Origin of the sequence: Streptomyces sp. NBC_01506 (assembly GCF_045040295.1) — a bacterium.
In the GTDB taxonomy this organism is placed as follows: Bacteria; Actinomycetota; Actinomycetes; order Streptomycetales; family Streptomycetaceae; genus Streptomyces.
The window spans coordinates 179,942-201,058 of sequence record NZ_CP109422.1; the positions used below are offsets into that span (position 1 = coordinate 179,942).

Annotated in this window: 20 protein-coding genes; 12 read left to right on the forward strand and 8 right to left on the reverse strand. The window is 71.3% G+C overall.

Features of this window, described 5'->3' with window-relative positions; all coding sequences use genetic code 11:
- The first annotated feature begins 42 nt into the window (after positions 1-42).
- Positions 43-3,282, forward strand: coding sequence for an alpha-L-rhamnosidase (locus OG329_RS00800; protein WP_405791757.1), 3,240 nt, complete (start codon positions 43-45; stop codon positions 3,280-3,282).
- Between the two features lie 112 nt (positions 3,283-3,394).
- Here OG329_RS00800 and OG329_RS00805 read toward each other — a convergent pair whose 3' ends face one another.
- A complete protein-coding gene (locus OG329_RS00805) occupies positions 3,395-4,756 on the reverse strand; it encodes an NAD(P)/FAD-dependent oxidoreductase (protein WP_405791759.1) in 1,362 nt (453 codons plus the stop codon).
- A gap of 113 nt (positions 4,757-4,869) precedes the next feature.
- On the opposite strand from OG329_RS00805, the gene OG329_RS00810 reads away from it, so the two are divergent.
- The 4 genes from OG329_RS00810 to OG329_RS00825 all read left to right on the forward strand — a co-directional run bounded on the left by OG329_RS00810 (position 4,870) and on the right by OG329_RS00825 (position 8,802).
- Positions 4,870-6,504 carry an alkaline phosphatase D family protein gene (locus OG329_RS00810; protein WP_405791761.1) on the forward strand — a complete coding sequence of 545 codons (1,635 nt, stop codon included), beginning with the start codon at positions 4,870-4,872 and terminating at the stop codon, positions 6,502-6,504.
- A 170-nt stretch (positions 6,505-6,674) separates the two neighbouring features.
- Positions 6,675-7,541, forward strand: coding sequence for a helix-turn-helix domain-containing protein (locus OG329_RS00815; protein WP_405791762.1), 867 nt, complete (start codon positions 6,675-6,677; stop codon positions 7,539-7,541).
- Between the two features lie 103 nt (positions 7,542-7,644).
- Positions 7,645-8,430, forward strand: coding sequence for an SAM-dependent methyltransferase (locus tag OG329_RS00820; protein ID WP_405791763.1), 786 nt, complete (start codon positions 7,645-7,647; stop codon positions 8,428-8,430).
- 102 nt (positions 8,431-8,532) lie between these two features.
- Positions 8,533-8,802, forward strand: a complete 270-nt coding sequence (locus OG329_RS00825) for a DUF6296 family protein (protein WP_405791765.1) — start codon at positions 8,533-8,535, stop codon at positions 8,800-8,802.
- Positions 8,803-8,881: 79 nt separating this feature from the next.
- Here OG329_RS00825 and OG329_RS00830 read toward each other — a convergent pair whose 3' ends face one another.
- A complete protein-coding gene (locus OG329_RS00830; RefSeq protein ID WP_405791766.1) occupies positions 8,882-9,892 on the reverse strand; it encodes an iron-containing redox enzyme family protein in 1,011 nt (336 codons plus the stop codon).
- A gap of 295 nt (positions 9,893-10,187) precedes the next feature.
- Positions 10,188-11,213, reverse strand: a complete 1,026-nt coding sequence (locus OG329_RS00835) for an alpha/beta fold hydrolase (protein ID WP_405791768.1) — start codon at positions 11,211-11,213, stop codon at positions 10,188-10,190.
- Between the two features lie 337 nt (positions 11,214-11,550).
- On the opposite strand from OG329_RS00835, the gene OG329_RS00840 reads away from it, so the two are divergent.
- The 3 genes from OG329_RS00840 (at position 11,551) to OG329_RS00850 (ending at position 13,464) form a co-directional block, all read left to right on the forward strand.
- Positions 11,551-12,888 carry a PLP-dependent aminotransferase family protein gene (locus OG329_RS00840; RefSeq protein ID WP_405801603.1) on the forward strand — a complete coding sequence of 446 codons (1,338 nt, stop codon included), beginning with the start codon at positions 11,551-11,553 and terminating at the stop codon, positions 12,886-12,888.
- A 91-nt stretch (positions 12,889-12,979) separates the two neighbouring features.
- On the forward strand, positions 12,980-13,171 hold the full coding sequence (locus OG329_RS00845) for a toxin-antitoxin system HicB family antitoxin (RefSeq protein WP_229701224.1): 192 nt from the start codon (positions 12,980-12,982) through the stop codon (positions 13,169-13,171).
- A complete protein-coding gene (locus tag OG329_RS00850; RefSeq protein WP_405791771.1) occupies positions 13,168-13,464 on the forward strand; it encodes a hypothetical protein in 297 nt (98 codons plus the stop codon). The genes OG329_RS00845 and OG329_RS00850 overlap by 4 nt, the downstream gene beginning before the upstream one ends.
- 21 nt (positions 13,465-13,485) lie before the next feature.
- Here the strand turns inward: OG329_RS00850 and OG329_RS00855 are convergent, their stop codons facing one another.
- Together OG329_RS00855 and OG329_RS00860 are read right to left on the reverse strand one after the other, a co-directional pair.
- Complete coding sequence (locus OG329_RS00855; protein ID WP_405791772.1) at positions 13,486-14,685, reverse strand: SUKH-4 family immunity protein; 1,200 nt, start codon at positions 14,683-14,685, stop codon at positions 13,486-13,488.
- Positions 14,686-14,786: 101 nt separating this feature from the next.
- Positions 14,787-15,356 (reverse strand): PadR family transcriptional regulator, encoded by a 570-nt coding sequence (locus OG329_RS00860; protein WP_405791774.1) that lies wholly within the window; start codon positions 15,354-15,356, stop codon positions 14,787-14,789.
- Between the two features lie 65 nt (positions 15,357-15,421).
- Between OG329_RS00860 and OG329_RS00865 the strand changes: the two genes are divergently transcribed.
- Complete coding sequence (locus OG329_RS00865; protein ID WP_405791776.1) at positions 15,422-16,219, forward strand: SGNH/GDSL hydrolase family protein; 798 nt, start codon at positions 15,422-15,424, stop codon at positions 16,217-16,219.
- Here the strand turns inward: OG329_RS00865 and OG329_RS00870 are convergent.
- Complete coding sequence (locus OG329_RS00870; RefSeq protein ID WP_405791777.1) at positions 16,158-16,748, reverse strand: helix-turn-helix domain-containing protein; 591 nt, start codon at positions 16,746-16,748, stop codon at positions 16,158-16,160. The genes OG329_RS00865 and OG329_RS00870 overlap by 62 nt on opposite strands.
- An 83-nt stretch (positions 16,749-16,831) precedes the next feature.
- On the opposite strand from OG329_RS00870, the gene OG329_RS00875 reads away from it, so the two are divergent.
- Positions 16,832-17,803, forward strand: a complete 972-nt coding sequence (locus OG329_RS00875) for an NAD(P)/FAD-dependent oxidoreductase (RefSeq protein WP_405791779.1) — start codon at positions 16,832-16,834, stop codon at positions 17,801-17,803.
- Between the two features lie 67 nt (positions 17,804-17,870).
- Positions 17,871-18,557 carry a class I SAM-dependent methyltransferase gene (locus OG329_RS00880; protein ID WP_405791781.1) on the forward strand — a complete coding sequence of 229 codons (687 nt, stop codon included), beginning with the start codon at positions 17,871-17,873 and terminating at the stop codon, positions 18,555-18,557.
- 27 nt (positions 18,558-18,584) lie between these two features.
- Here OG329_RS00880 and OG329_RS00885 read toward each other — a convergent pair whose 3' ends face one another.
- Together OG329_RS00885 and OG329_RS00890 are read right to left on the reverse strand one after the other, a co-directional pair.
- The gene (locus OG329_RS00885) at positions 18,585-19,232 is read right to left on the reverse strand and encodes an HAD-IA family hydrolase (RefSeq protein WP_405791782.1); all 648 of its coding nucleotides are present in this window, start codon (positions 19,230-19,232) and stop codon (positions 18,585-18,587) included.
- An 11-nt stretch (positions 19,233-19,243) separates the two neighbouring features.
- A complete protein-coding gene (locus tag OG329_RS00890) occupies positions 19,244-20,164 on the reverse strand; it encodes a LysR family transcriptional regulator (RefSeq protein ID WP_405791784.1) in 921 nt (306 codons plus the stop codon).
- A 90-nt stretch (positions 20,165-20,254) separates the two neighbouring features.
- On the opposite strand from OG329_RS00890, the gene OG329_RS00895 reads away from it, so the two are divergent.
- A complete protein-coding gene (locus tag OG329_RS00895) occupies positions 20,255-21,085 on the forward strand; it encodes an oxidoreductase (RefSeq protein ID WP_405791786.1) in 831 nt (276 codons plus the stop codon).
- Positions 21,086-21,117: the final 32 nt, after the last annotated feature.

Consider the following 21,117-nt stretch of genomic DNA (forward strand, 5'->3'; position numbering starts at 1 on the left):
ACGCGATGAATCGATTCACTGTCGAATTGTTCTGGGGTTGACGTGATCAGTAGACGCCGCATGCTCACCACCACCACAGCAGCCGCGCTGGGCACCACCCTCGCGACGGCCAACACGCCGTCGGCGCGGGCCGCCGAGCAGACCCCGGCCGGCGCCGCCGCCGTCGGCGCGGGCCCGGCCGGTTCGCTCCGTGTCAGCTCGCCCACCGTCGAGTACGTGCGCAATCCGCTGGGCCTCGACACCCCGAAGCCCCGGCTGAGCTGGCCCCTGCTGTCCGACGCGCCGGACCAGGCGCAGAGCGCGTATCAGATCCGGGTCGCGTCGAGCCCCGGTCAACTGGCCGAGCCCGACGTATGGGACAGCGGCAAGGTCGTGTCGGACCGGTCGGTCCTCGTGGCGTACGCGGGGCCCGCGCTCGAGCCGCTGACGCGGTATCACTGGTCGGTCCGCGTCTGGAACGCGGCCGGTGAGGTCTCGGACTGGAGCGAGAGCGCCTGGTGGGAGACCGGGCTGATGAGCACGGCGGCCTGGTCCGCGAAGTGGATCGCGGCGCCGGCGGCGCTCGGTGGCGCCCCGAGCCTGCGCGGCGCGTCCTGGATCTGGTTCCCCGAGGGGGAGCCGACCAGCAATCTGCCCGCCGGGACACGTTGGTTCCGCCGGGCCCTCGACGTTCCGGCCGGTGTCACCGGCGCCCGGCTCGTCATCAGCGCCGACGACGCGTACACCGTGTATGTGAACGGCACCGAGGTGGCCCGCACCGAACCGGACGGGCCCGCCGAGAACTGGCGCCGCCCGGCCGTCATCGATGTCACGGCCCAACTGCGCGCGGGCGCCAACGCGTTGGCGGCGTCCGCCGTCAACGCCACGCCCAGCCCGGCCGGTCTCATCGCCGTGCTGGAGCTGACCTCGGCGGACGGCACGACCACCGTCCCGTCCGACGACGCGTGGAAGGCGGCGAACGAGGAACCGTCCGGCGCCGACGGCGCGTGGCGCCAGGCCGGTTACGACGACAGCGCCTGGCCCGCCGCCAAAAGGGGCCCGGCGTGGGGCTCGGGGCCGTGGGGCGCGGTGGCGCCCGCGTTCTTCCCCGCCACCCAGTTGCGGCACGGCTTCCGGCTGGCCGACAAGCCCGTCGCCCGCGCCCGGCTGCATACGACGGCGCTCGGGCACTACGAGGCGCACATCAACGGACAGCGGGTCGGCAAGGACCAGTTCGCGCCCGGCTGGACCGACTACCGCAAGCGGGTGCAGTACCAGACGTACGACGTCACCGCCCTGGTGCGGCGGGGCGCCAACGCGCTCGGCGCGCATCTCGCGCTCGGCTGGTACGGCGGCAATCTCGGCATGTTCGGGCCGCACCACTACGGTGACCGGCCCGCGCTGCTGGCCCAGTTGGAGGTCACGTACCAGGACGGGACGAGCGAGCGGGTCGTGTCGGGGGACGGCTGGCGGGCCGCCGCCGGGCCCATCGTGTCGACCGACATGCAGGCGGGCGAGGAGTACGACGCCAGGCTCGAGACGAAGGGCTGGACGTCGCCGGGGTTCGACGACGCCCACTGGCTCCCGGCCGAGCCGGTCGACGGCGTGGACACGGAGATCGTCGCGGAGCTGGACGGCCCGGTGCGGGTGACGAAGGAGCTGCCCGCCAAGAAGGTCACCCGCGTCGCTCCGGGGGTCTTCGTCTTCGACCTCGGGCAGAACATGGTCGGTTCGGTACGGCTGCGGGTGTCGGGCAAGGCGGGCACCACCGTACGGCTGCGGCACGCCGAGGTGCTGAATCCGGACGGTTCGCTCTACACGGCCAACCTCCGTTCGGCGCGGGCCACCGACACGTACACCCTCAAGGGTGGGGGCGAGGAGACGTTCGAGCCGCGCTTCACGTTCCACGGCTTCCGCTATGTCGAGGTCACCGGATTCCCCGGCACGCCGCGCGCGAGCGCGCTCACCGGCCGCGTCATGCACACGTCGGCGCCGTTCACCTTCGAGTTCGAGTCCGACGTCCCCATGCTCAACCAGCTCCACAGCAACATCAGTTGGGGCCAGCGCGGCAACTTCCTCTCCATACCGACCGACACCCCCGCGCGGGACGAACGGCTCGGCTGGACCGGTGACATCAACGTCTTCGCCCCCACCGCCTCGTACGTCATGGAGTCCGCGCGTTTCCTCACCAAGTGGCTCCAGGACCTGCGCGACGCGCAGACCGGCGGCGGCTCGTTCACCCACGTCGCCCCGGACATCGCGGGCGTCGGTGACGGCTCGGCCGGTTGGGGCGACGCCGGTGTCACGGTGCCGTGGGCGCTGTACCAGGCGTACGGCGACGAGCGGATACTCGACGTGTCGTGGGACTCGATGGTCAAGTGGCTGGACTATCTGCGCGCGCACAGCACCGGCTTCCTGCGCCCGGCGGACGGTTTCGGCGACTGGCTGAACATCGAGGACGAGACACCGAAGGACGTCATCGGCACCGCCTACTTCGCGCATGTCGCGGATCTCACCGCGCGGACGGCCCGGGTGCTGGGCAGGGATCCCGCCCCGTACGAGACGCTGTTCGGCCAGGTCCGCGACGCCTTCCGGGCGGCGTACGTGACGGCGGACGGCCGGGTGAAGGGCGACACACAGACGGCGTACGTGCTCGCGCTGTCCATGGATCTGCTGCCCGAGGCGGCCCAAAAGCCCGCCGCCAACAGGCTGGTGGCGCTGATCGAGGCGAAGGACTGGCATCTGTCGACCGGATTCCTGGGCACACCCCGGCTGCTGCCGGTGCTCACCGCCGCCGGCCGCACCGATGTCGCCTACCGGCTGCTGCACCGGCGCACATTCCCGGGCTGGGGGTACCAGATCGAGAACGGCGCGACCACGATGTGGGAGCGCTGGGACTCGATCAGGCCGGACGGCAGCTTCCAGGACGCGGGGATGAACTCCTTCAACCACTACGCGTACGGGTCGGTGGGCGAGTGGATGTACGCGAACATCTGCGGCATCGCGCCGGGCCGGGCCGGGTTCAAGGAGATCGTCATCAGGCCGCGGCCCGGCGGTGAGGTGAAGCGGGCCGGCGGCCGGTACACGTCGGTCCACGGGCCGATCACCACCCGCTGGGAGACGGGGCCGGGCGGTTTCGAGCTGGAGTGCTCGGTGCCGCCGAACACGACCGCCGAGGTGTGGGTGCCCGCGCGGCGGGCGAGCGACGTCCGGCACAAGGGAGCGAGCGCGAAGTTCCTGCGGATGGCGGACGGGTGCGCGGTGTACTCGGTGGGGTCGGGACGGCACCGGTTCACCACCTGATCGCGGAACCGGTAGCGGAACCGGTCGCGAGATCGGTCGCGAGATCGGTCGCGACGAGGGCGGCCGGGTACGGGGCTTCCCGTGCCCGGCCGGCGAACCCTGGAGACGCCGGTCAGCCGCGTACGGTCAGCGCCGCCGTGCGCTCCCGCACCTGTTCCGGCGTCAGATAGATCTTGGTGTACTCGAAGTCGTGCAGCGAGGCCGGCTTCTGCGCCCGGAAGCCGGTCCGTACGAAGTCGTCCCCGGCGACGGCGTTGAGCACCCAGTTGGTGAGGACCCGCGCCTTGGCGACATTCGTCCGCAGCGCCGACCAGTGGTAGCCACGGGCGACGACCTGCGCCGGGAGCCCGCGCAGTTCGACGCCCATCGGCTTGGAGACCGCGTCCTTGCCGCCGAGATCGACGACGAGACCCAGATCCTTGTGCTCGTAGCGCCTCAGCCGCTGGTTCCGTACCGTGGCGATGACGTTGTCGGCCGCCGTACGGCCCTGCCGCTCGGCGTGCTGAGCGGTCGGCGGGCAGATCGCGTCGCCGCCCTTCGTCAGGTCCGGCACGGCCCCGGCGTCGCCGAGGGCGAAGACGCCGTCGAGCCCGGCCACCCGCAGCTCGGGCGAGACCTTCAGCCGGCCGTGCACCGTCTCGGCGTCGAGCGTGCCGATCAGCGGGCTGGCGACGACGCCCGCCGTCCAGATCAGCGTGCGGCAGGGCAGCACCCGCCCGTCGGTGAACGTCACTTCATGCGGGCCGGCCTTGGCGATCGACACCCCGAGCGAGACCTCGATCCCGCGTCTTCGCAGGATGCCCAGGGCGGTGGCGCCGAGCTTGCCGCCGAGTTCCGGCATGAGCCCGGGGGCGATGTCGATGAGGTGCCACTTGATCTGTTTCGGGTCCAGCCTCGGGTAGCGCCGCAGCGCGCCGCTGGTGACGCGTTGCAGCGAGGCGGCCGTCTCCGTGCCCGCGTAACCTCCGCCGACCACCACGAACCGCAGGCGCGCCTCGCGCTCCTTGTCGTCCGTGCTCGCGTCGGCGAGATCGAGCTGCGCGATGACGTGGTCGCGTACGTAGGCGGCCTCGGCGAGCGTCTTCATGCCGCGCGCGTTGTCGACAAGTCCGGGGATGTCGAAGGTGCGGGTGATGCTGCCGGGAGCCAGCACGATGTAGTCGTACGGCTGGTCGACGATCTCGCCCGTGATCATCCGGATGACACAGATCTTCGCCTTGGGATCCACTCCGATGGCCCCGCCGGGGATGATCCGCGTGCGGTGCCGCCTGCTGCGGCGCAGCGAGACGGCGACCGACTGCGGAGTCAGCACGCCCGCCGCCACCTGCGGCAGCAACGGCAGATAGAGCTGATACGACAGCGGCGTGACCAGCGAGATCTCCGCCTCCGCCGGCCCCAGCTTGCGCTCCAGGCGCTGCACGCACTCCACGCCGCCGAAGCCTGCGCCCACTACGAGAATCCTCGATCGTGCCACGGTGTCCGTCCCTTCCGGTCCTGCTGGGTCGCCCTTCACCTTCCCCGGGACCGATTTCTCTCACGGGGGCGTTCACTCTGATGCGGCGTCAGCGGACGTACATAACAGGGCATATGACGACCACCATGGGAAATCATCTGCCGGAATTCCGCGCTGCCGCGCGCCGTATCGACCGCCGCCATTTCGTCACCCGCGCCGGCGCCGCCGCCGTGCTCGCCTTCGCGGCGAACATGCCCACCGCCGGCGCGGCGACCGCCCGCCGGCTCAACCCCAGGGCCATCACCAAGAACCCCTTCACCCTGGGCGTCGCCTCCGGTGACCCGCACCCCGGCACGGCCCTGCTGTGGACCCGGCTGGCACCCGAGCCGTACACGGCGGACAGCGGCCTGCCGGCCGAGCGCGTGGAGGTGGAGTGGGAGGTCGCCCACGACGAGCGTTTCGCCGTGCTCGTCACGAGCGGCACCGCGACCGCCCATCCCGAGTTCCACCACAGCGTGCGCGTCGAGGTCCCGGGGCTGTCGTCGGACCGCGTCTACTACTACCGCTTCCGCGCCGGGAAGTGGATCAGCCCGGTCGGCCGCACCCGTACCGCTCCCGCCGCCGGGGCCAGGATCACCGACCTCAAGTTCGCCACGCTGTCCTGCCAGGCGTACTACCACGGCTATTTCACCGCGTACAAGCATCTGGCGGAGGACGACCTCGACGTCGTGGTCCATCTCGGCGACTACCTGTACGAGTACGCGGTGACGGCGGTCGGCGGCGCCCGCGAGTACACCGACCGCAAACTGCCCGCGCACTACAACTTCGAGACGCTCACGTTGCAGGACTACCGGCTGCGTTACGGCCTGTACAAGTCCGACCCGGACCTGATGGCCGCGCATGCGGCCCATCCGTTCGTCGTCACGTGGGACGACCACGAGACGGAGAACAACTACGCGGACGAGACGCCCGAGAACGACGTACCGCCGGAGGAGTTCCTGCTGCGCAGGGCCGCCGCCTACCGCGCGTACTGGGAGAACCAGCCGCTGCGCACCCCGCAGCGGCCCGACGGACCCGATATGCGGCTCTACCGCCGGCTGCACTTCGGGCAGCTAGCCCAGTTCGACATCCTCGACACCCGCCAGTACCGCTCCAACCAGGTGCAGGGCGCCAACTGGCAGGTCCCCGGGCCGGAGTCGAAGGACCCCAGGCGCACCATGACCGGCGAGACCCAGGAGCGATGGCTCCTCGACGGCTGGAAGGGCTCGGACGCCACCTGGAACCTGCTGGCCCAGCAGGTGACGTTCGCCCAGCGCCGCGACGTGCCCGGCTCGGGTTTCAAACTGTCGATGGACGCGTGGGACGGCTACACGGCCTCCCGCACCCGCGTCCTGAACGGTGCGAAAGCGGCCGGTGTCGACAATCTGATGGTGCTGACCGGGGACGTACACGTCGGCTACGGCTTCGACCTCAAGGAGAACTTCGACGACCCGAAGTCCCGCGTCGTGGGTACGGAGATCGCCACGACATCGGTCAGCAGCGGCATGGACGGCGCCCAGAAGCCGTCCAACTGGTCCAACCTCACCACCGCCAACCCGCATATGAAGTACTACAACGGGCGCCGTGGTTACAGCACGTTCACGCTCACGCAGGACCGGGCGACGGTCACGTTCAATACACTGACCGCCGTGACGAAACCGGGCTCCGCGCTCACCAGGGCGGCGTCCTTCGTCACGGAGGCGGGCAATCCGGGACTCAAGCCCGCGTGACCGGGTCGCGCCCGTACGGGCGAGAATCGAGCTGAGGGCTTGAGAATACGGAGCAGGGCGGCCGGACCGGCCGCCCGGACACCGCGAAAGATCAACAGACCTGTTACACGGGTGAGTTGCTGTGGCAGACTGGCGGCCGTAACTGCTGGGGCGTGGCTCGGGGGTGCGGAATGAGCGAGCCACGGTCGGCTCCGACGATCGGTCAGATCGTGCTCAGCAGACAGTTGTTGGCGCTGCGCGAGAAGGCGGGGCTCACCCGCGAACAGTCCGGTCAGCTCCTGCGGGTCACGGCCGCCACCGTACGCCGGATGGAGATGGCGGAGGTCGGGCTCAAGGTCCCGTATCTACAGATCCTCCTGCCCGCGTACGACGTCCCCGACGACGAGATAGACGTCTTCCTCCAGTTGGCCGACGAGGCCAACAAGCCCGGCTGGTGGCAGCGGTTCCACGATGTGCTCCCCGACTGGTTCAGCGGGTATGTCAGCCTCGAAGAGGCCGCGGTGACCATGCGCTGCTACGAACCGCACTTCGTGCCGGGGCTGCTCCAGACCGAGGAGTACGCCCGGCATATCCTGACCACCGGCGCCCTGGGCCTTCAGTTGTCCGACCCGGCGCGTGTCGAGCGCCAGGTCGCGCTGCGGCTGGAGCGCCAGGCGCTGCTGACCCGTACCGACGCGCCCGTCTTCTGGGCCGTACTGGACGAGACCGTGCTGCGGCGCCACGTCGGTTCGCCGGATGTGATGCGCGCACAGATCGACCGGCTGCTCGAAGCGAGCGAACTGCCGAACGTGACGCTCCAGATCGCCGAGTTCGCCGCCGGCCACCACCCCGGTACGTACAGCCCCTTCGTGCTGTTCCGCTTCGGTATCCCCGAGGTGCCGGACATGGTCTACATCGAGTATCTGACCGGCGCGCTCTATCTGGACGAGGACGACGAGGTCTCCGAGCACATGGAGGCCATGGACCGGATGGTGGCCCACGCGGAGTCCGCGAGCCGTACGAGGCAGTTGCTGTCCGACTTCCGCGACGCGCTGTGACCGCCGGTAGCCGGCACCGGCCGCTCGCCGGGTCCGTCGCCGGGCCCGTACCCCCCGATCCCGCCACCCCCCTGTCCGGATCAGACAGTCAACGGAGCGCCCCATGAACGCAGGTACACCCAAGACACAGGTCGACACGAGCAGGCCCCACCCGGCACGGGTGTACGACTGGCTCCTGGGCGGCAAGGACAACTACCCCGTCGACCGGGCCGTCGGGGAGCAGTTGCCCGACCTGGGGAAGCGCAGCGCCAGGCAGAACCGCGCCTTCATGCACCGCGCGTCCGGGTGGCTGGCCGGGCAGGGCGTGGACCAGTTCCTCGACATCGGTACCGGCATCCCGACCGCGCCGAACCTCCACCAGATAGTCCAGGGCGTCAATCCGAAGGCCCGTGTCGTCTACACGGACAACGACCCCATCGTGCTGCGGCACGCCGAAGCGCTGCTGGTCAGCACGCCGGAGGGCGCGACCGACTACATCCAGGCGGATGTGCGCGAGCCCCTGGCGATCCTGGACCACGCGCGGGGGCATCTGGACTTCGACCGGCCCGTGGCCGTGTCGCTGGTCGCGCTGATGCACTTCATCCCGGACAGCGACGGCCCGTACGACATCACCCGCACCCTCCTCGGCGCCCTGGCGCCCGGCAGCTATCTGGTGCTGTCGCACGGCACCTTCGACTTCCACAAGGAGTTGGAGGCGCAGATCACCGGGACGTACGGCAAGGGCGGTATCGAGCTGCGGTTCCGTACGCGCGACGAGATCGCGCGGTTCTTCGACGGTCTGGACCTCGTCGAGCCCGGACTCGTCACCGGCCCGGACTGGTACAAGGACACGGCCGCCCCGGAGCCCGAGGAGAACGCGGTCTATGCCGGGGTCGCGCGCGTCCGCTGACCACCGGCCGCGCGGCGTGGCCGGGCCAGGCCACGCCGGAGGCGAGGATCGCCGGACGGGGTGACGATGGGGGGTGGTGCCTATCGCGGGAGGAGGCCCCCCATGGCTTATCCGGAACGCTACGAGCTGGTGTTCCAGGAACCGGCCCCGGCGGACCCGGCCGGGCCGCCGGTCCCACTGAACGACGTCGAACGGGACGTGGTGACGGTCCGGCGTACCGCCAGGGTCGGTGCGGGCGGATTTCCGGTCTACGAGGACGAGACGGGCATCGTGCGCGCGGAGATCAGCGACCGGGGCGAGGTACGGATGCTGGCCAGCGGGGGCCAGCAGGCGCTCAGCACGCCGGTGACGGCGAGGTCGCTCGGCTCGTGACGTCTCACCCTGTCCCCCGTCCCCTGTCCCCGCCCTCCTGGTGAGGAGGGCGGGGACAGGGGTCGGCGGACAGGGCGATTCACAGGGGCTTGCGGAGGCCGGAGAGGCCGTCGCGCCACGCGGGGAGCAGTTTGTCGGCGAGGCGGGCCTCCAGCACGCCGGTGGCGTCGACGCCGAAGGCCACGTCCGTCTCCAGCCATGGCTCCTCCTCCAGCAGCCCGCCGACGACCTCGCGGCGTACGAGCTGTTCATGGGCCGCGTCGCCCGCCACGTGGGTGGCGTAGAACAGCACGGCCGCATCTCCCGCGTCCGTGCGGCGCATCGCCTCCGCCAGCCGGCGGGACGTGGGCGAGGACATCACCTCGACGGCGGCGAAGTGCCCCACCAGGGCACCGCGCAGCGCGCGGTGCAGACCGAACATCGACATGAGATTGACGCTCGCCAGCATCTCCCCCGTCGCCGCGTCGACGTACCGGCCGTAGGTCGTGTCCAGACCGAGGTCCGTCATGAGGCCGGCGAACAGGCGCGAGTGCATCCGCTCGGCCCGGCCCGCGCCGAATTCGTCGAACTCGACCGCGGCCATGGCGGCCTTGGCCCGGCCCCGGAGCCGGGGGATCACCCAGGCGTGCGGGTCGGCCTCTTTCAGGTGGTAGACGGAACGCTGGGCGGCGTACTCACGCAGGTGCCACAGCTCGCCCTCGTCCCTGAGGTAGTGGGAAGTACTGGCGCCGTCCAGGGGCTCGACCAGGAGGTCGGCGAGCGCCTCGTCGATGTCGGTGCGGCGTTTGGTGTCCGCGCGCAGCGCGTCCAGGAAGCGGTTCTCCAGATCGGCGCGGACGGCGAGCAGCGCGGGATCCCACTCCCAGGCGGGATCGACGCCGCAGAAACCGCGGTAGTGCAGTTCGTAGCAGAGGTAGAGCGCGAGGTGCAGGTCCTCGCCGTACGGGTCGGCGTCGTCCGCCGTCCCGGTCGACGGAAGGGGGGTCCCGGAACCGGGGCGGCCACGCAGGGCACGTACGACTCCGTAACTGAGGTCGCCACGGCCCGTCGGCAGAGCGGGCCCGGTCGGCCGGACGTCGGCGTTCTCCACTGACTTCACTCCTTGACCTGATCGAACTGATCAGCGTGCTCGGTTCGATCATTCTCGCCGCTTTGCCCGACCTGTCCCCTTTCGTGGGCACCTCGTCCGTGACTGCTCCCGGACCGTGGGTAACATCCGGCCGCGCCTCGTAACCGGCCACCGTTTCCGTCCGTTTCCGTCCGTTTCCGGTGGGCCGGGTGGCCCGCCCTCCTCGGTCCGGGCGCGGCGCGGACGTGCCGCTGTTCGGGTGATCCGGGCCGGTCGGCCGGACCGGCCCGCAGCGGGTGCCGCCCGCCGCCGGTGGTCAGCGCGCGGGCGGCGCGGGCAGTTCGTCCAGCCACTCGGTCAGGATCGCGTTGACCTCGTCCGCGCGCTCCTGCTGCACCCAGTGCCCGCAGCCTTCGATGATGTGCGAGGCGATGAGTCCGGGGAGGGTGGTCGGGAAGTTCTTCACGGCGTCCGCCATCCATGCGAGGGAGGCGTCGAGGCCGCCGCCGATGAAGAGGGAGGGCTGGGTGATCGGGGCGCCGTCCCAGGCGGCCAGGTCCTCCCAGTCGCGGTCGACGTTGCGGTAGCGGTTGAGCGCTCCGGTCGGTCCGGTCCGCTCGAACTCGCCCGCGTAGTAGTCGAGATCGGCCTCGGAGAGCCAGGCGGGCAGTCGGCCGGCGGGGAACCGGTCGCGCAGTCGGCCGCCCGGCGGTAGGAAGAACAGGCTCGCCTCACCTTCCGGCGGCATGGTGTCGCCCGAGACTCCCGCGTAGAACCCGGCGAGCCACCCCCGGACGTCGGGCTCGATCTCGGCCTCGGCGCGGCCGGGCGTCTGGAAGTAGCTGACGTAGAACTCCTCGTCGCCGCCGATGTGCGCGAACGCCTCGGTCGGGCGGGGGCCGCCGCGCGGCGCGTACGGGACACCGAGGAGGGCCGCCGCGGTGAACACGTCGGGGCGCAGCAGCGCGGAGGAGGCGGCGATGTTCGATCCCCAGTCGTGGCCGACGACCGTCGCCGTCTCCTCACCGAGGGCGTGTACGACTCCGACGTTGTCGGCGACATGGGCAAGCATCCGGTAGTCCTCGACGGCCGAGGGCTTCGAGGAGCGTCCGTAGCCGCGTACGTCGATGGCCACCGCGCGGTACCCGGCGGCGGCGAGCGCCGGGAGCTGGTGGCGCCAGGCGTACCAGGACTCGGGGAAGCCGTGGACGAGGAGGACGAGGGGGCCGGTGCCCTGTTCCACGAGATGGATTCGGCCGCCGGGGACGTCCACCAGACGGTGTTGGGCGGTGGGCGGGGTGACGGTGGGGGCTGCTGCGGACGGCGTGGTGCGCTCCGACATGGCTTCTCCTCAGGGGTTGATCGCTTCCGCTCACCATCATTCGGCGCCCGTCACATCCGGGCCAAGTGAACTTGCCGAGTCGGCAAATCACTCTCCGGCCGGGGTCCGGGGCGGGGGTTCGGGTGCTGCCCCGAGGGCCGGGCCGGGAGCGAGTGGACCCCGGGTAGGGTGCGTTTCCATGTCGGATCGACGGGTCAATTCCGCTGACGCGGCCCCAGCCCCCGGGACCGGGCCTGGGCCTGGGCCTGGGCCTGGCCCCGGGGCCGGTCCAGGGACCGCTGTGGGGACGGATCTGCATCTGGAGCTGAGCGGGCGGGGATCGCGTCGTGAGCGGTTGATGCAGGCTCTGCGCGACGCCATCACGTCCGGGAGGCTGGCGCCCGGCACCCGGCTGCCCGCGTATCGCGCGCTCGCCGTGGACCTGGGCCTGGCCCGTAACACCGTCGGCGAGGCGTACGCCGAACTCGTCGCCGAGGGCTGGCTCACCGCACGCCAGGGTTCGGGCACGCGTGTCGCGCCGCGCGCCACGCCGCTGCCCGCCGCCGAGGACCGCGCCCACCGCTCGGCGCCGCCGGTGCGGAGCCCGGCGTACGACTTCATGCCGACCTCGCCGGACGCGTCCGCGTTCCCCCGGTCCGCGTGGCTGACCTCCGCGCGGCGCGCGCTCAACAGCGCGCCCAACGACGCGTTCGGCGTGGGCGACCCTCGGGGCCGTATCGAACTGCGCACCGCGCTCACCGAATACCTGGCCCGCGCCAGGGGCGTACGCACCGCGCCCCACCGGATCGTCGTCTGCGCCGGCTTCGCCCACGCGCTGCGCATCCTCGGAGCTGTGCTCGGCGGCGAGGTCGGCGCCACGGTCGCCGTCGAGTCGTACGGGCTCGCCTTCCACCGTTCGCTGCTCACCGGCGCCGGGCTGCGCACCGTACCGCTGGCCGTGGACGCGGACGGCGCGCGGACCGCCGAGCTGGGAGTCCTCGACGCCGGTGCCGTACTGCTCACGCCCGCCCATCAGTTCCCGACCGGGGGGCCGTTGTCGGCGCGGCGGCGGACGGGCGCCGTCGACTGGGCGCGCGCAAACGGGTCGGTGGTGCTGGAGGACGACTACGACGGCGAGTTCCGTTACGACCGGGAACCGGTCGGTGCCGTACAGGGTCTCGATCCCGACCGGGTGATCTATCTGGGCTCCACCAGCAAAAGCCTCTCCCCCGCCCTGCGGCTGGGCTGGCTGGCGCTGCCCGACTCGCTGGTGGACGACGTCCTCGCCGTGAAGGGTGCCCGCGAGCTGTGGACCGGTGTCTTTGACCAGCTCACCCTCGCCGACTTCATCGCCTGCGGCGCGTACGACCGGCACGTGCGTCTCATGCGGCGCACGTACCGGCGACGGCGCGACCGGCTCGTGGCCGTACTCGCCGAACGGGCCCCGCACATCGAGGTCAGCGGCATCGCCGCCGGGCTGCACGCGGTGCTCGACCTGCCGCCCGGCACCGAGCACGACACCGTGCGCGCGGCCCGGCGGCGGGGCCTCGCGCTGGCGGGGCTCGGCGACTTCCGGCATCCGGACAGCCCGATGCCACCGCGCGACGGGCTGGTGATCGGCTTCGGCGCCCCGCCCGATCACGCGTTCAACGGCGCGCTCCAGGCCCTCTGCGAGGCGCTGCCACCCGCCCTGTAGACCCCCCCAACCGCCCCTGGACAACCCATTCATGGATCTCCGATGTGACACCACATGGTGCAACCGGAGTCCGGTTGCTATGGTCGCTCGCATGACCGCCATGACGCTCCGTATCCCGGACGAGATCAACGCATCGATCAAGGCGGGGGCGGCAGCGGCCGGTCTGTCCCTGAATGCCTATATCGTCCGTGCCGCTCAGCGGCAGGCCGTGCTCGACTCCGCCCGCCGGCTCGCGTCGCTGGGGCTTGGCGAGGACCTGGGCGGCGAGGGCGACGCCCTGTGAAGCGTGGTGAGATCTGGGCGCTCGGCGACGGGCGAAACGTCCTGATCGTCTCGCTGGACGGTCTGGAGGAGGCGTACGGAGCGGTCCTCACCGTCGTACTGCACGACGCCGGGCGCTACCCCGACACCGCGATGTCGGTGGTCATCGACGATCCGCTGCCTTGCACGGCCGTCGCGGTCAACCTCCAGCAGTTGAGGGTCACGCGCTTCGACGGCGCGAAGCTGCTCGGTCCTGTCGACACGGCGGTGATGGAGCGTGTCAGCCAGGCTCTGCGCGCGGTGCTCGACCTCTGACGCTCAGACGGGTTCACGCCGTCACAGGACGTCGCCCGCCTGGTCGTGGAACACCTCCGGCCAGTACCGCCAGTCGTCCTTCTCGCCCGTCGGCTCGCAGGCCACCGGGTCGACCGAGGGGAGCACGGCGGCCATGGTGTCGGCCAACTGCTGGTACATGTCGTCGGTCAGCCGGTGCGTCGTGTCGAGGGTGCGCTCCCGCTCAAGGATCCAGAGGGAGAACGCGAGCGTGGAGATGTCCGCGTTCAACGGATGGAGTCGGCCGCCCGTCCAGCCGTGGATGCGGCCGGTGTGCCCGTCGATGACGACCTCCGTGTCATGGATGAGCCACCCCAGTGAGAACAGCCGGTCCGGTGGGACCGCCATGCCCTCGGGGTAGTCGTCGGGCTCGCCCTCCGCCGGGCCGTTGCGCTCGCGGTACCGCGCGAGCGTGAGCAGTACGGGCTCCTCCCTGAACAGGGTGAACATGGACGCGTCCACGGGCAGCCCCGTCTCCAGGAGGAAGCGCCGGGTCGGCTCGTGGACGAGCGCGGCCGGCAGCGCGGCGGGATCGAACCGGACAACCTGCCGCGCTCCGAACTCTGCCGGGAGCAGACCCTCCGGCAGGTCGAGCAGCAGTCCCCGGCCGGGCTCGGCGATCAGCGCCAACGGCCGTATCAGCGCGGCGATCCGCCAGAACGCCGGCAGTGGGTGGTCCCATGCCTTCCGCTCGCCCGCGCTTCCCCAGCCTCCGCCGTCCCACTCCTCCTCGGCCAGGATAGAGAGGAACCGGGCGGTCGCCTCGGTCACCGCCGCCTCTCCGAAGCGCCCCGCGAAGTCGGCGAACCGGCCCCGCGTGGTGGCCAGTTGGCCCATCGCCTCGGTGTAGCGCGTCAGCGCTTCCACGGAGGGGGCGAGCGGCAGGACATCGATGAGGTCCGGACGGTCCTCGAAGAGATACATGCTGAAGACCCGCCCCGTGGCCTCGTCCAACACGATCCGGTCGGCCTCGTGGCCCTCCGCCAGGAGATGGCCGATCACCCGCAGTCCCCGTACGTGCGGGTCGAGTTCGGCGGGATCCGCCGAGTCCGCGAGTAGCGCGGGGACCATCACCGCAGGCTCGTCCCCCGGCGGCCGGAACCACAACAGGCCGCCCTCCCCCGCGCCGCCCTCCCTCGCGCCGCTGTCCCCCAAGACGTCACCCACCGTGTCATCCACCGTGCCGTCGTTCAGCGTCGTCATGCTTCCCCCGTGCTTTTGGTGCTGGTCTCTCCCCGCTCGAAAACAGTACGCGGCACCACTGACAACGAGAGCCGGCGATGCCCGCACGGCCGACCGGGATGTCACGAGGTGCGCGCCGCCCGCTGTTTGGCGCGGATCAGGCCCGCCGCCCACTCGCACCACTTCTCCGTGTCGGTCTCGAAGCGGATGCCGCGCCGACAGGTGAGGTACGGCCCGAGGTGGCCCGTGGTCCGTACGAACTCCTCCTCGTCGCGGCCGGACAGGATCGAGGTCTCCGTCCTGCGCAGGACGGCCAGTTTCTCCCGGGCCTCGTCCGCGCGGCGCCCGAGATGCGCGATCAGTGCGTCGGGCTCGACCACGTCGGCGCACTGTACGGCCACGGTCAGCTCGTCCCGCAGGTTCGTCGGCCGCAGCGTTCCGGCGGCGAAGTCGACGAGCGCCTGGGTGCCCGTATCGGTGAGCGAGTACAGCCGCTTGGTCGGCCGTGACTCCTGCACCACTTCGGTGGCCCGGACAAGCCCCTCCCCGTGCAGCCGGGTCAGCTCCGCGTAGAGCTGCTGGGGCCGGGAGTGCCAGAAGTTGGCCACCCCGACGTCGAAGCGTTTGGCGAGTTCGTAGCCGCTGGCCTCGCCCTGGATCAGGGCTGCCAGGACGGCGTGCCGCAGAGACATGGCGTCACCTTATCCGGGGCGGTTCGGGCTATCGGGAGCGCGATTACTCATCTACATTATTAGTCATGAATATGAGTACGGAGCTCAGGAGCCTGGTCGCGGTCGGCGACAGCGTCAGTGAGGGAGTCGGTGACCCGCACAGGGGCGGCGCACTGAAGGGATGGGTCCACTACCTGACGGCGGAGCCCATGGAGCGGCCCGGTCTGGAACTCGTCGCGAATCTGGCGCGCAGTGGCACCACTGTCGCCACGCTGCGCCGCCATCAACTGGACCGCGCCGTCGAGCTCGCGCCCGCGTACATCACGTGCGTGATCGGGGTCAACGACGTGATCGCCGGACGCTTCGACGTCGCGCGCTTCGAGGACGACTACGCCCACGTGATCGCCGAACTGAGCGCGGCGGCGAGCGTCGGCGTCCTGACGATGACGCTGCACGACGTCGCTGCCGCGCTGCCCCTGCCGCGAACCGGACGCGCGCGGTTGCGGCGCCGGATCGCCGAGGCGAACGAGGTCATCGAGCGGGTGTCACGACGCCATGGCGCGTGGATGGTCGACGCGCGGGCGGTGGCCGGCCTGGACTGGGCGGGCATCGTCTGTGTGGACCGGCTGCATCCGAACCGGCGTGGCCACCGCTATCTCGCCGCGCTCGCCGGTGAGGTCCTGAGCGCACGCGGCGGCGTCGTGCCGGGGCCGGGGGTGGCGCTCCCCGACGCGGATCCGCTGCGCGAGCGGATCGCGTCCGGGGCGCGGCACACGCTCTGGGTCGGCCGGCACCTCGTACCGCCCCTGGTCGGGGCGCTGTTCACTTCCCGGCGGGCCGGGCGCGTACGTGAATCCGCTCCCCCTGCTGACCGAAGATACTGAGGTATTCCACCGCTTCCGGGCCGGCGCTGGCCCACCCGTGCGGGGTGCGGGTGTCGAACTCGGCGGCCTCCCCGGCGCCCAGCACCAGATCGTGCTCGCCCAGGCGCAGCCGGAGCCGGCCGGCCATGACGTAGAGCCATTCGTAGCCCTCGTGCACCCGCTGTTCCAGCTCGCCCGTCTGCTCCCGACCGGCCGGGATGATCTGCTTGTACGCGTGCAGCCCGCCGAGATGGCGGGTCAGCGGCACGATGGTCATGCCGTGGCGCTGGAAGGGGCGCAGATGGACCCGGGGGTCGCCGGTCGCGGGCGCGTCCACCAGTTCGTCGAGCGGCACGCCGTACGCCTTGGCGAGCGGCAGGAGCAGTTCCAGGGTCGGTTTACGTCCGCCGGACTCCAGCCGGGACAGGGTGCTCACCGAGATCCCGGTCGACTCGCTCAACTGGGCCAGTGTCGTACCACGATCGCGTCGCAGGACGCGCAGGCGCGGTCCCACGCCGTTCAGGACAGTCGAGAGGTCGTCGTCAGCCATCCCTCCATTTGCCACCTCGGCAAGAAGGTTTGTCAATCCGAGAGCCGTGGACGGACCATCTCCAGCAGATGGAGGTGTGTCGCATGAAGGTACAAAAAGTAGATTTCGAAGTCGTGGTGATCGGTGGCGGAGCCGCCGGGCTGAGCGGTGCGCTGACCCTCGCGCGGGCGCGCCGCTCGGTGCTGGTGATCGACTCCGGCAAGCCGCGCAACGCCCCGGCGTCCCATGTCCACGGCTATCTGGGGCGTGAAGGCGTCGCGCCGGCCGAGCTGGTGGCCGTGGGACGTGCGGAAGTGGCCGGCTACGGCGGCGAGTTCCTGGCCGGCCGGGTGGTGGCGGTCGAGGGTTCGGTGGCCGAGGGATTCCGTGTCGTGCTGGAGGAGGGCGCGGCGGCGGTCACCGCGCGCAGGCTGCTGGTGACCACCGGTCTGGTCGACGAACTGCCGCCGGTTCCGGGTGTCGCCGAGCGGTGGGGGCGCGAGGTGCTGCACTGCCCGTACTGCCACGGGTGGGAGGTGCGCGACGCGCCCCTCGGCATCCTGGCGACCGGGCCGCTCGCCGTACAGCAGGCCCTGATGTGGCGGCAGTGGAGCGAGGACGTGACGCTGTTCCGGCACACCGCGCCCGAGTTCGGGGACGAGGAGTACGAGCAGTTGGCCGCGCGTGACATCGCCGTCGTGGACGGGGATGTCGTCGCCCTGGAGGTGACCGACGACCGGCTCAGTGGCGTCTCACTGGCCGGCGGCCGGGTGGTCGCGGTCCGCGCGGTGGTGGTTCCGCCGCTGTTCAACGCGCGTGGGGGCATCCTCGCGGACCTGGGCGCGAAGACGGTCGATCGGGAGATGGCCGGTCAGGTCGTCGGCCGTCATATCCCCACCGACCCGGCCGGCGCGACGACCGTGCCCGGCGTCTGGGCGGCGGGCAACGTGGCTGATCCGACGGAGACGGTGATCGGCTCCGCGGCGGCGGGGCTGCGGGCGGCGGCCGCGGTCAACGCGGATCTGATCGCCGAGGACACCCGACAGGCGGTGGAGGCGCGGCGCGGCGAGCGGTGATCGGCACGGGCGGCGCGAGTGGAGCAGGCGGCGCGAGTGGTATCGAAGCGACGAAGGAGACACATCCATGACCAACGGCAACAACAGCGCTGACAGCAGCGACGGCACCGCGAGCACCGACAGCGGTACGAACCAGGAGTTCTGGGACTCTCGTTACAACGAGAGCGACCGTATCTGGAGCGGGAACCCGAACACGGTCCTGGTCAGAGAGGTCACCGGGCTGACGCCTGGCCGGGCCCTGGACCTCGGCTGCGGTGAGGGCGCCGACGCGATCTGGCTGGCCGGCCAGGGTTGGCAGGTCACCGCCAGTGACATCTCCGGCGTCGCCCTCGCCAAGGCGGAGCGGCACGCCGCCACCGCGGACGCGGGCGTCGGTGACCGTATCGACTGGCAGCGGCACGATCTGGCGATCTCCTTCCCCGCCGGGACGTTCGATCTGGTCTCGGCGCAGTTCCTGCACTCACCTGGCGACATGCCGCGCGAGCGGATTCTGCGGACCGCGGCGTCGGCCGTCGCGCCCGGCGGGGTGCTCCTGATCGGGGGGCATGCCGGACTCCCGCCGTGGGAGCCCAACCCGCACCCCGAGGTGCACCTCCCGACGCCCGCCGAAGTCCTCGAATCGCTCGAACTGCCCGAAGGAGAGTGGGAAGTGCTGCTCAGCGAGGAGCACGAGCGTATCCAGACCCGGCCGGACGGGCAGCCGGGCACGCGTACGGACAACGTCCTGAAGCTCCGACGCCGCCGCGCCATGTGACGCGCCGCGCGCCGCGGCGGTGTGCTCTCAGTCGCCGGGCGGGCCCGTTCCGGCCCGCCCGGTGAGGGGGAGCAGCGCCGTTCGCAGATCGGACGCGTCGCGGTGGAGCACCGCGGTCATGCCGAGTGCGACGGCCGCGTCCACGTTCTCCTGCCGGTCGTCCACGAACAGGCAGCGGTCCGGGGCCACGCCCGCGCGCTCCACGGCGATCTCGTAGATACGGCGGTCCGGCTTGGCCACGCCCACGAGGGAGCTGTTGACGACACTGTGCGCGAGGTCGGTCAGCCCGAGCCGGGCCAGGTCCTCGTCAAGCCACCGCGTCGCGTTGCTGACGAGCACCAGCGGGCAGTGCTCCCGGACGATCCGGAGCAGTTCCACGACCGTCTCGTCCACCCAGAAGTCGGCCAGGGCGAACGCCCGCGCCAGGGCCTGTGCCTCATGCGGCTTCACGCGCGGAACGAGGCCCCGGACGATCGAGTCCGCCCACTCGTCGCGGGTGATCCGCCCGAGCAGCAACGGCAGATCGTTCTCCGGCGCGAATCCGACGGACGCCGTAGTGCCTTCCGGCAGTCCCGCTGCCCGCTCGAGGCGGGTCACCTCGGACGTGTCGAAGAAGCGGATGACGCCGTCGATGTCGCACAGCACCGCGTCGAAGGGCTGTGTCCGTGTCCCCATGACCCCACCCCTCACCGTGACTTCGCTTCCCCCGCCCGCGCGGGCCCCCTCGTCAAGCGTGCCGCCTCCACGTACGCGCGGACAAGGGGACGGTTGTCGTCGGCCCGCCAGGCCAGGGCGAGTTGGCTGTACGAGATGCCGGTGACCGGGCGGGTGACGACGCCCGCGCGCGCGATCAGCGGCGCGTTCCCGCGGGCGAGCAGGCAGACGCCGAGCCCGCCGACAAGCGCTTCGTACGTCTCGTCTGGGCTCGCGATCTCGGCGCCGATCAACGCCGGCCGGCCGTCACGCGCATCGCTCGCGAGCCAGTGGTCGCGCAGGGGTCCGGCGCTGTCGGGCAGGGCGAGGAACGGCTCGCCCAGCAGGTCACGGAAGGGGACGGTCTCCCGCTCCGCCAGGCGATGGGTTTCGGCCATCGCCACCAGTCGGGGCTCTTCGGCCATGACGATCCACCGGTAGCGGTCGGCGTCGGGCAGCGGCAACCAGACGAAGGCCACGTCACTCGCGCCGCCGGCCAGCCCGGCGGTCGGGTCGGACCAACTGACCTGATGGAACGTCAGAATGGCGGCCGGGCGCGCGGCGGTGAAGCGCGACCTGATCGCGGGCAGCAGCCCGCCGCGGCCCGGACCGGTGCTCATCCCCACGGCCAGCGTGGCCCGTTGCGCGTCCCTCGCCTCCTCGAACGCCAGCAGGCCCGTGTCCCAGTCGGCCAGCACCCGCCGGGCGTGCGGCAGGAGTGCCGCGCCCGCGCACGTGAGCCGTACGCCGTGCCGGTCCCGGTCGAACAGCGGCGCGCCGAGCGTCCGTTCCAGCATCCGGATCTGCTTGCTGAGCGCGGGCTGCGAGACGAACAGCCGCTCGGCGGCGCGCGTGAAGTGAAGCTCCTCCGCCACGGCGACGAAGTAGCGGAGGTCGCGCCCATGCACATCCATAACCAATGGTTATCACGGAGGGTCTTGGACCCGCGAGGGTGCCCGGCGGCAGGGCCGTGCCCACACCCCCACCGACACAGGAGCGAACCAATGAGCAGGGTATGGCTGGTCACCGGCGCCAACAGCGGTTTCGGCCGCGCGATCACCGAGGCCGCGGTCGCCGCCGGCGACACCGTCGTCGCGACGGCCCGCCGCACCGCGACGCTGGACGGACTCGTCGCCCGGTATCCCGACCAGGTCGACGCGGTGCGCCTGGATGTCACCGACACGGCGCGGATCGACGCGGTGGTGGCGGACGTCGCCGCCCGGCACGGCCGGATCGACGTCCTCGTCAACAACGCGGGGCGGGCCCATGTCGGCGCGCTGGAGGAGACGACGGAAGCCGAACTGCGGTCGCTGTTCGAGGTCCACGTCTTCGGCCCGGCGGCGCTGACCCGCGCCGTACTGCCGCATATGCGGGCCCGTCGCCCGGGCGCGATCGTGCAGCTCAGCAGCATGGTCGGCCAGATGTCGTTCGCCGGAGTCTCGGCCTACAGCGCCACCAAGTTCGCCCTGGAGGGTCTGTCCGAGGGGTTGGCCGCCGAGGTCGGGCCGCTGGGTATCACGGTGCTCGTGGTGGAGCCGGGCGCGTTCCGTACGGGGCTGTTCGGCGACGCCCGGAGCGCGAACGCGGAGATCGACGCGTACGCGGACACCGTCGGCCCGACGAGGAACATGATCGACACGGGCGACGGTACCCAGTCCGGCGACCCCGCCAAGGCCGCCGCCGCGATCCTCACCGCGCCGGCCGCCGAGAACACTCCGCTGCGACTGCCCCTCGGTCCGGACGCGGTCGACGCCGTCATCGGCCATCTCGACAGCGTCCGTACGGAGGTCGCCACGTGGGAGAAGGTCGCCCGGGACACGGCGTTCGACAACTGAGCCCGCCCCGCAGGCCGAGGCGGGTGAAGCAG